The organism is Acinetobacter harbinensis (genome assembly GCF_000816495.1).
Classification (GTDB): Bacteria; Pseudomonadota; Gammaproteobacteria; order Pseudomonadales; family Moraxellaceae; genus Acinetobacter; species Acinetobacter harbinensis.
The window spans coordinates 2,624,205-2,633,214 of record NZ_JXBK01000001.1 but is presented as its reverse complement, the minus strand read 5'-3'; the positions used below and the strand labels follow the sequence as shown (position 1 = coordinate 2,633,214).

The 9,010-nt window shown below is 38.9% G+C and carries 7 protein-coding genes; 4 read left to right on the top strand and 3 right to left on the bottom strand.

The window, feature by feature from the left end; translation table 11 throughout:
- Nucleotides 1–154: 154 nt before the first annotated feature.
- The gene (locus SE27_RS12205) at nucleotides 155–1,531 is read right to left on the bottom strand and encodes a dihydrolipoyl dehydrogenase (protein WP_039623698.1); all 1,377 of its coding nucleotides are present in this window, start codon (nucleotides 1,529–1,531) and stop codon (nucleotides 155–157) included.
- A 185-nt stretch (nucleotides 1,532–1,716) separates the two neighbouring features.
- Between SE27_RS12205 and SE27_RS12200 the strand changes: the two genes are divergently transcribed.
- On the top strand, nucleotides 1,717–6,174 hold the full coding sequence (locus SE27_RS12200) for a hypothetical protein (RefSeq protein WP_039623696.1): 4,458 nt from the start codon (nucleotides 1,717–1,719) through the stop codon (nucleotides 6,172–6,174).
- 146 nt (nucleotides 6,175–6,320) lie between these two features.
- Here SE27_RS12200 and SE27_RS12195 read toward each other — a convergent pair whose 3' ends face one another.
- Both SE27_RS12195 and SE27_RS12190 read right to left on the bottom strand, forming a co-directional pair.
- Entirely contained in the window at nucleotides 6,321–6,746 is a 426-nt protein-coding gene (locus SE27_RS12195; RefSeq protein ID WP_039623694.1) for a beta-lactamase hydrolase domain-containing protein, read from the bottom strand.
- Nucleotides 6,739–7,074 (bottom strand): TIGR01244 family sulfur transferase, encoded by a 336-nt coding sequence (locus SE27_RS12190; protein WP_039623693.1) that lies wholly within the window; start codon nucleotides 7,072–7,074, stop codon nucleotides 6,739–6,741. The genes SE27_RS12195 and SE27_RS12190 overlap by 8 nt, the downstream gene beginning before the upstream one ends.
- Before the next feature lie 124 nt (nucleotides 7,075–7,198).
- On the opposite strand from SE27_RS12190, the gene SE27_RS12185 reads away from it, so the two are divergent.
- The 3 genes from SE27_RS12185 to SE27_RS12175 are packed head-to-tail and all read left to right on the top strand — an operon-like array spanning nucleotide 7,199 to nucleotide 8,960.
- The gene (locus SE27_RS12185; protein WP_039623692.1) at nucleotides 7,199–8,095 is read left to right on the top strand and encodes an alpha/beta hydrolase; all 897 of its coding nucleotides are present in this window, start codon (nucleotides 7,199–7,201) and stop codon (nucleotides 8,093–8,095) included.
- Nucleotides 8,096–8,533 carry a thioredoxin TrxC gene (trxC, locus tag SE27_RS12180; protein ID WP_039623691.1) on the top strand — a complete coding sequence of 146 codons (438 nt, stop codon included), beginning with the start codon at nucleotides 8,096–8,098 and terminating at the stop codon, nucleotides 8,531–8,533.
- 55 nt (nucleotides 8,534–8,588) lie between these two features.
- A complete protein-coding gene (locus SE27_RS12175) occupies nucleotides 8,589–8,960 on the top strand; it encodes an acyl-CoA thioesterase (protein ID WP_390882014.1) in 372 nt (123 codons plus the stop codon).
- Nucleotides 8,961–9,010: the final 50 nt, after the last annotated feature.

Here is a 9,010-nt window from a genome sequence, read left to right as displayed (position 1 = left end):
ATGTGAGAGTAAGTCATCGCCAGCTCATTATTCCTGAAAACACCCCCACTCAATGAGTGGGGGTGTTTTTTTATGGGGAAATTTAAATAAAGATAAGGAAAATTAAAGATAAAATGCAGGAAACGAGAAGTAAAGTAGAGCAGAAAAAACGATCTTAACCATCGAGTTGTCTGCGCGCATGTTTAAATGCCGTTCTTAAGCCTTCTTCTAAGGTAGGATGATAAAATTCTTTATCTAAAAGCTCATCAACTGTTAAATCTTCAGACAATATCCAAGAGAATAAATGCGCCATATGCTCAGCAGAATGAACCAAAAGTTCACTGCCTAAGAATTTACGTGTGATTTTATGGATATAAACTTCTACAGCACCCTTATTTTCACCCAAGACTAATGCACGGCCTTGTTTTTCATATGAAACCATACCAGTTACAAAATCAATTTTAGATTGAGTTAATTGTTTGAAACTCTGTCCCACAATTGCCATTTCCGGTTGACTAAAAACAATACTTAGAGGCTTAAGGGTTTTTAAACTGTTAATTTGAGGATAATTTAAACAGTTATCAATAACTTCTCGACCTTCATGTGCGGCTTCGTGCTGAATTGGTGTAGTGGTATAGGCATCACCTATAATGAATATAGGATATTTTCCCAATTGCTTTGTTTGCAGATTAACTGGTAGCTGTTTTAAATCTTTAAAAGTGGACTCAATTTTCTCTAAATGCAGTGTATCCAAATGACTGCTTCGGCCTGTGGCACTGAGTAAATAATCCACTTCAATGCTTTGCTCTTGCCCGTGCTCATTAAAAGTTATGGCGACTTTATTCTTATCAGCTTTAACAGTAGTTGGTAGGATTTCGAATTTAAAATTGAGTTCCTTGCTTAGTTCTTGCTGAGCAAGGGTTTGTAGATAAGAACTGGTTAAAGATCCAACTTTTTTACTCCGTGCAAACACGGTTGTTTTAACATTTAAGCGTTGCATGGCCTGTGCTAATTCTAGCGCAATCACACCGCTACCAATAACTGCCAGTGACTGAGGTAATGTGTCGAGTTCAAAAATTTGATCGGAGGTAATATATCGATCGCCGAGTTCATCTTGGTATTTTTTATTCATATTTGGCGTAGAGCCGACAGCAATAATAAAACTTTTGGCTTGATAATGGGTTTGGTTTACCACGATGGTTTGTGAGTCAATAAACTGAGCCTGTCCAGAAATTTTATGTTCTTTGTTCCAGCTTGCTACATCCTTTAAAGTGGATAAAGTAAAGCGATCACGTAGCTGCCTTAAATATGGCATCACACCGGAAGTATCTATAGTGGCTGCTACTTTTAAACCGAGCTGATCAGTTTGTTGAATTCCATGCATTCGATTGGCAGTAGAAATAAGAATTTTACTTGGCATACAGCCGACACGTGCACAAGTGGTGTCCCATAATCCATCATTAATAATTAAAATATTTTGAGTGTGCTTAATCGCTTCTTTATAAGCAGAAATTCCTGCAGTTCCTGCACCAATAATAATAATATCGTACATATAGTATTTTCTTTTATTTAATGCTGCCCTATAGAATATCTTTAACTCAAAAAAATGCATCTAAAATTGAGATGAAATAGGTGTAATAATTGGTTTGTTTTTGTTATCTTAGGTTAATTTATAATTTAAACCTTGAAGTGCTTTTAAAACTAGAGAACTTCGTAAAGAAAAAATAGGGGAATGATGTGTCATATTTAGTAAATTTAAAAAAAATTGGGGCGAAAGCTACCGTTCTGGCATCATCGCTTGCCTTAGTTGCTTGCGGTGGTGGCGGTGGGGGTTATTATGGAGACGAAAATTCAAGCTCTGCAAACACAGGTAATAGTGGCAATACAGGTAATGGAAGTGGTAATAATTCGACAGATAATTCTACACAAATTGCTGAAACTATTAACTTTGTAGATCTAAAAGATATTTCAGGAGTGGCACTTGTTAATGCGAATGATAATTCTACAGTCCAGTTTACTGTTAAAGTCTTAAATAAAGACAATGGTGGTATTGCAGATAAAGATGTGACATTGACTATTACGGATAATGAAAAATTAGGTGTCACCAGTAAGTCATCTTTAGTGAAAACTACAGCAGGGGGACTTTCAGTATTCGAATTAGATATTCCAAGTATTGCTGCAAGTTCAGGTAAGGTTCAGTTGACTGCGACAGTAAATGGAACCAGTATTAAACAGATTTACACTTTAAATGTCGTTAAGACTACAACGATTCAAAGTAATTATAATCTTTCAATACAGCAAGGTGTTGTACTTAACTTACCTAAGGGTAATGTGATCATCAATGCGCAAGTTACCGATAAAAATGGTGGTGTAAAGTCGGGTCAAACAGTTGTGTTGGCATTACCGGTTGAGATGCAAGGTAAGTTTTCAATTGCTTCAGGTTCCTCGTTGACAACTGATAATGCTGGAAACGCTGCTTTTGCTATTCATGCTAATTCAGATTTAACAGCGGATGAAATTCTAAAATTTGTATCAACTTCTCAAAGTTTAGAATTCCATCTAATTGATGAAAATAAAGCCCATAAGACGGTTAAAGCTGCTATTACTTTTAAAGATATTTCGAAAATTGTACAAAAACTTGAAGTTATAAAGCCGGATGCACCGATTGTAGCTCAAGGTGGTACAACAACTATTAAAGTTCGTGCTAAAAATAGTAATAATGTTGCGCTAGATAATAAAAAAGTTAAATTATTATTTACAGATAAAAGCGATGCTTATGGGGTCACGATTGATCAAGCCGAAGCTGTAACTGATCAAAATGGTTATGCTACTTTTACGCTTAAATCCAATTCAAGTTATCCAATTGCTTTGTCTCAGCAGGGTATTAATGTAAAAGCAATTTATACAGATAATTCAGAAATCTTTGCTGAAGATACTATTAGCGTAATTACTGCAAATACCAATGCAGATGATCAATTGGCTTTGCAGCGTATTCAAATCGCATCTTCTTATAAAATTAATGCAAAGAACGATCAAGTAACCATTACAGTACAAGGTATTAATAATAAGGGTGAGGAGGCAACCAAAGGCAAGGTTACTCTTAGTCTAAATGCAGAAGCAGCTGCAAATGGGGTCACATTTATTGGTAGTGAAACACAAGAATTTAAAAATGGTTATGTTACTTTTATTTTAAATACCAATGCTAAAACTGATGCAGCTGTTGTGGCTTTAGTCAAAGCAGGTATTACAGCGAATTTTAAAACAGATAATAATTTAACCAATAGTATTCAAATTGCAGTTGAGGATGAAGCTAAATCAGAAGAAGCTGTGAGTTACTTAGCAATTGATCCTATTAATACTTCTTTTGATTACACTCAAAATCAGACCATTACATTAAAAGTGAAAGCTATTGGTGTGAAAGGAAGTGCTTTAAAAGGCGAAACAGTCTCACTGGCGATTGCTGGACTTAATGATACCCAGCTACAAAACTTGGGCTTAAGTCATACTGGACAATCATCTAAATTAACCGACGAGTCAGGTTATGCCACCTTTAGCTTTGAATACAAAGCCAATTTAACACCTGCTCAGAAAACTCTTGCTGAACAAGGTGTTCAGTTGATTGCTTCTGCTTCAAATAATAAAACGCAAGCCATACGTTTAAACTTCAAAGCTGCAAATGAGCAAGGGGTTATTGATCTAGATTATTTGACTATCAGTGATCTACCGGGACAATTGGTTCTTACTAGCGGAACTGAACAAACCTTTAATGTTGATATCAATGCAGCGGGTACAGATGGCAAGATATATGCAGGTCAAAAAGTTGCTATTGGTTTAAATGAGGCTGCATTAAATAACGGGGTTAGTTTATCCACAGCTTCTGTTTTAACAACCAATGATGCAGGTAAAGCGACATTTAGTCTAAAAGTAAAAGCCAATAACCCAACTGAACTTGCAAATTTAATAGCAAATGGTATTACCCTTGCAGTCAAAGGAACACGTAAAGATGGTTCAGCTTATACTTTAACGCGTAAAGTCGACATCAGCCAACCTGTAGTGGTGTTGCCTAGTTTGGCTGGTTTGTCAGTATCGTATGATGTACAAACAGTCTCTGTATTGGGCGGAGAGGTTAAAGTTAAAGTGGTTGCTAGAGATAGTTTAAACCAGATCATTCCAAATACACCTTTAGCTATTGCACTTTCCAGTTTAACAGGTTCAAGAGTTTCTTTATCCGATAAGAGTTTAATGACCAATAGTAAGGGCGAGGCTGAATTTACAGTACAAGTTTCTGAGGGTAATTATGATGCTAACCTCATTAAAAATGGAATTACTTTTGCTATTATCGGCACTAACCTTAACAATGGTGATCGTATTCAGCAAACAGGCATCATTCAAGTTGCCATTCCAAAAGATTCGGTAAATCTACGTTTAACAGCTGATCAAAAAAGTCTTGAACTGGGTAAAACCTATCAAGTACAAGTCGCTGTTAAAGATGAGCTAGGAGCCAATTCTACTTATCCTGTGAATCTAGCTTTGAACAATGAGGCAATTGCAGCAGGCGTAAAACTGAGTGCTGATTCTATCGTTACTTCTGCCAATAGTGCTGCTCCAATTTCTATCTTAGTTCCTAAAAATATTCCCGATTCTGTCAAGCAAGATTTATTGAATGCAGGGATTAAGATTATAGGATCAATTACTAATCCAAAAGGTGAAGTTTTAGAAACAATTATAAACTTTAGTGTTTATGAAGCAGTTAACTTGAATCATTTGGAAATTCTTAGCTCTAAAAATAGTTTAAGTACTGCGGGTGATAAATCAATTATTACGGTACGTTTACTTGATCAAAATAATCAACCTGTACGTAACGAAAATGTAAGGTTATCTGCAAACAATAGCGCCACGTTAATTGTGGGTACGCCAGGAAGTGGTCATGAGACTAATACCAGTGATCCCCAAACGGTAAGAACAGACTCCAATGGTAATGCTTTCTTTGCTGTAGAAATTGATGGTGCCACCGTTGATGCAGATTTATTAGTCGCCAGTGGAATCGAACTAACGGCAACGCATACTGATGCTGCTGGAGCGATTGCACCTCAAATTCATCGTCTTAATGCTTTTAAGCCTTTACCACTAGGGGCTCAACCTGCACGTTATGAACTACGCATTGCATCTTCTAAATCGAGCCTAAATGTGCGTAATGATATAGCAGATGTTACGGTGACTTTGGTTGATCGAAATGGAGGTGGGGTTGCGAATCAGTATGTGTCACTTGCAATTCAAGACTTTGTGCGCAATGGTGCTATTATTGTGGGAGCCTCTGGTTTAACTACAAATGAAAATGGTCAAGCTACTTTTAAAGTGAAAATTGACGAAAATGCGCGTAATCCTCAATATACGGCCGCAAACTTTAACACAGATGATCTACGCTTAACTGCCAATTTCAGCGAAAGCGGTTATGTGGATGCCACGCAAATTTCTCTTATTGATGTGATGCAAGCAGCTGTAGCAAATCCAGTGGCTTCGATTGTCATTGGTGTCAACCCGACTGAGGTGGCAAGCTCAAGTGATGGTGTTTACTATACGCGTAATCTGTCAGTAAGCGTTGTTGATTTTGATGGTAAGCCATTGGCTAAACAAAAAGTGGAAATGGACATTACCCCTTCAACCTATCTTAAAGGGCGTTATATTTGGGCATTAGCACCTGTTGCAGGTGCTGATCCTAAGACAAAATGGGTACCAGCAGGTGAAGGTTATTATGATTTAAATAATCCAGATATTTATTTAAGCAATGGTATTCCAATGAACAACAATGGGACGCCATCTAATTTAATGGACGATTATCGTGCAGTTACGGTCAATAATCCTTTAGGTGTTTGTGCTGCTAGCGCAGCAGGAACGCCTATAACAAATCCTGAAGTGAATAATATCCCAGTTAAAGTGCCTACCTTCCTTGGACAGGGTTCAACAGCAACCTATACGACAGACGACGAAGGTAAGTTTGATTTGACTATTCGTTATCCAAAAATATATGCGCAATGGTTAAATATTCAAATTGGCGCCGCTTCTCAAGTTGCTACACTGCCATTTAGAACCACATATAATTTGGGATTACCATCTCTCAGTAATGATTACAGTACTGATGGAACATATGGTCCTAACTTAACGAGCCCATATGGTACGAGTACTACTTGTCCTTAAATTAAAATCAATAAAAAAACAGCGCTTCGGCGCTGTTTTTTATTATCTTTTAAATAGAAGTACCCATACTCACCCCCACGTTCGGGCGCACATCCATTGAACTGCATCCAACCATTACACACGAAATTATTAATAAAAAAATCATTTTATTCATTGAGTAAACCTTGAGATTTTGCCTGATTAAATAACACACTTGAACGTGAACCACTGCGGCAGATCATCAGAATAGGTTTGGGTAGCTCATGATAATATTTGGCAAACTCAACCACATCTGTTTGAAATACTTTTCCGGCGTTAATGGGTTGATAAATCACGCCAACATGCGATTGTTCCGCAATGTTGCGCAGTTGATTTACCGAAACCAAATTTCCAGTTTCTTGATCAGGACGATTGACAATGACGGATTTAAAACCATCCTGCAACAGATCTCGAAACTTAGCCGTGGTCATTTGTCCGCTTACACTCACTTGCGTATTCAGTGCTTTACTTAACGATTCAGTTTGTGCAAAGAGCCAAGGAGTAATCAGCAAACCGACACTGCATAAAAGCGTTTTTAAAGCGCTTTTAGTCATCTAACAAATCCATTTGTTTGGCCAACTCATATAAGTTGTTGGAACGGTTGCCAGTACGACAAAACATTAACACTGGTTTTGGCAGCTCATTAAAGTGATTGGCAAATGTACGCACATCAATTTCAGTAATCTGTCCGGCAACCACTGGTTGAAAAACATAATCGATTCCGGCAGCGCGTGCTGCATCTTCAATTTGTGCACTGGTCGGTTGTTCAGCACCACCTTCCATATCTGGACGATTATTGATAATCGATTTAAAGCCTTTTTCTGCCACTTGTGCCACTTGTTCTGGGATGATTTGACCTGCAAAGCCGACATTCTCGTTCATTTCGTCACTCCATGGTTTGCTAAATAGATGTATGCTTGATCATAACATTAAGCTGAAACTACGGCTTAATCGGTTGAAACTTTTATAAACAATTACAAGCATAAAGTAACGCAATGGAGCGCATATGTATTCCTACACAGTTGAACCACTGTATGTGAATAGTGCAAAAGAAGTGCTTGCCGCAGATTTTTATCGACCTCAAACCACGCATCAGCCTGCTGTGATCATTATGGCGCATGGTTTGGCCGCCTTACGTCAGTTTAAATTGGTGCAGTATGCCAAACGCTTTGCCGAAGCCGGTTATGCCGTGGTGTTGTTTGATTATCGCTATTGGGGTGGCAGCACCGGTCATCCTCGAGAGTTGGTGTCTATTCAGGCACAACTGGAGGATTGGCGGACCATGATTGCGCATGTGGCTAAGCGCAAATCAATTGATTCACGGCGTATGGTGCTTTGGGGAACGTGTTTAAGTGGTGGTCATGTGCTGAGCTTGGCGGCAGAGCTAAACAGCATGCAAGCGGTCATTGCGCAAGTCCCTTTTGTCGATGGGGCAGAAAGTAAAAAATTATATCCTTTACTCCAACTCTCCAAAGCCTTAAAAATCTCCAGTCAAGATTATATGGGCGCGAAAGTGGCCATGCCGGCTAAAACGTTGCCTGTGGTTGCTGAAAAAGAGCTGTGTTTTATGCCCACGCCAGACAGTTATCGCGGCTATTTATCCATTGTGCATACCGATTATTTTTGGAGTGGCGCTATTCCGGCACGTGCCTTTTTTGAATTAATTCGTTATCGTCCTATTCAGCAGGTACGTAAAATTACCGTGCCGGTACTGTTTATTGCCGCGCAAAACGACAGCTTAATTCCCATTGAGTCAAGCCGTGAGACCGCCACCAATATCGCGCCTTTTGTGCAATATCATGAATGGGAGATGCAGCATTTTGATATCTATCATCCGCCATACTTTGAACAAGCCATTGCAACGCAATTAGAATTTTTACATCAACATATTGGAGTACGTTAAATGATTCTTGTCTGTCCGTCATGCGGTGCAAAAAACCGTGTACCTGAAGAAAAACTACAAGCCCAGCCCAGCTGTGGTCAATGTCATCAGTTACTATTACCCTTAGTACCAATTGAATTAAATGAAGAAAATTTCAGTCAATTTATTGCGCATAGCGATTTACCGGTACTTATTGATTTATGGGCAGAATGGTGTGGTCCGTGCAAAATGATGGCACCACATTTCGCTCAAGTTGCAGCGCAGAATGCTCAGGTAATTTTTGCAAAAATCGACACTGAAAAATCCCCTCGACTCAGCAGTGCCTTTAACGTGCGCAGTATTCCGACACTGGTTTTAATGAATAAAACCCATGAAATTGCTAGAATAAGTGGTGCATTACGATCTACCGAGCTACAGCAGTGGCTAGATCAGCAATTAAAAGCCAACCCTGGGAGTTAATGTGTCAGATACTCATATAGAACCGGAAGGAACATTGTCCCTTCAAACCATCGCCATGCCTGCAGATACCAACTGGAGTGGTGATGTCTTTGGGGGCTGGATTGTTTCACAAATGGATTTGGCCGGGGCAATCCATGCAGAGCGTTTTAGTAAAGGACGCTGTGCCACTATTTCAATCAATCAAATGACTTTTTTGGTGCCGGTAAAAGTCGGTGATGTAATCAGTTGTTACACCAAGATTTTAAAAGTCGGCAATACCTCTATTCAGATGCGTATTGAGGTCTGGGACAGCCATGACAGCTCACGTGAACCGATTCGTGTAACTGAAGGCGTGTTTACTTTTGTGGCAGTGGATGTCAAAGGCGGTAAGCGCTTTATTGCGGATGAAATCAAACAAAAATATTTAGCATCTCAGCCCGCGGTGTAAAAGACACTAAAAAGCCCAATCTGAATTGGGCTTTTTAGGCTTTAAAGAAA

Excerpts from the sequence above, each read along its gene's own strand:
- SE27_RS12205 (WP_039623698.1), bottom strand. The coding sequence starts at position 1,531 with ATGTACGATATTATTATTATTGGTGCAGGAACTGCAGGAATTTCTGCT.
- SE27_RS12195 (WP_039623694.1), bottom strand. The coding sequence starts at position 6,746 with ATGACTAAAAGCGCTTTAAAAACGCTTTTATGCAGTGTCGGTTTGCTG.
- SE27_RS12190 (WP_039623693.1), bottom strand. The coding sequence starts at position 7,074 with ATGAACGAGAATGTCGGCTTTGCAGGTCAAATCATCCCAGAACAAGTG.
- SE27_RS12185 (WP_039623692.1), top strand. The coding sequence starts at position 7,199 with ATGTATTCCTACACAGTTGAACCACTGTATGTGAATAGTGCAAAAGAA.
- trxC (WP_039623691.1), top strand. The coding sequence starts at position 8,096 with ATGATTCTTGTCTGTCCGTCATGCGGTGCAAAAAACCGTGTACCTGAA.
- SE27_RS12175 (WP_390882014.1), top strand. The coding sequence starts at position 8,589 with ATGCCTGCAGATACCAACTGGAGTGGTGATGTCTTTGGGGGCTGGATT.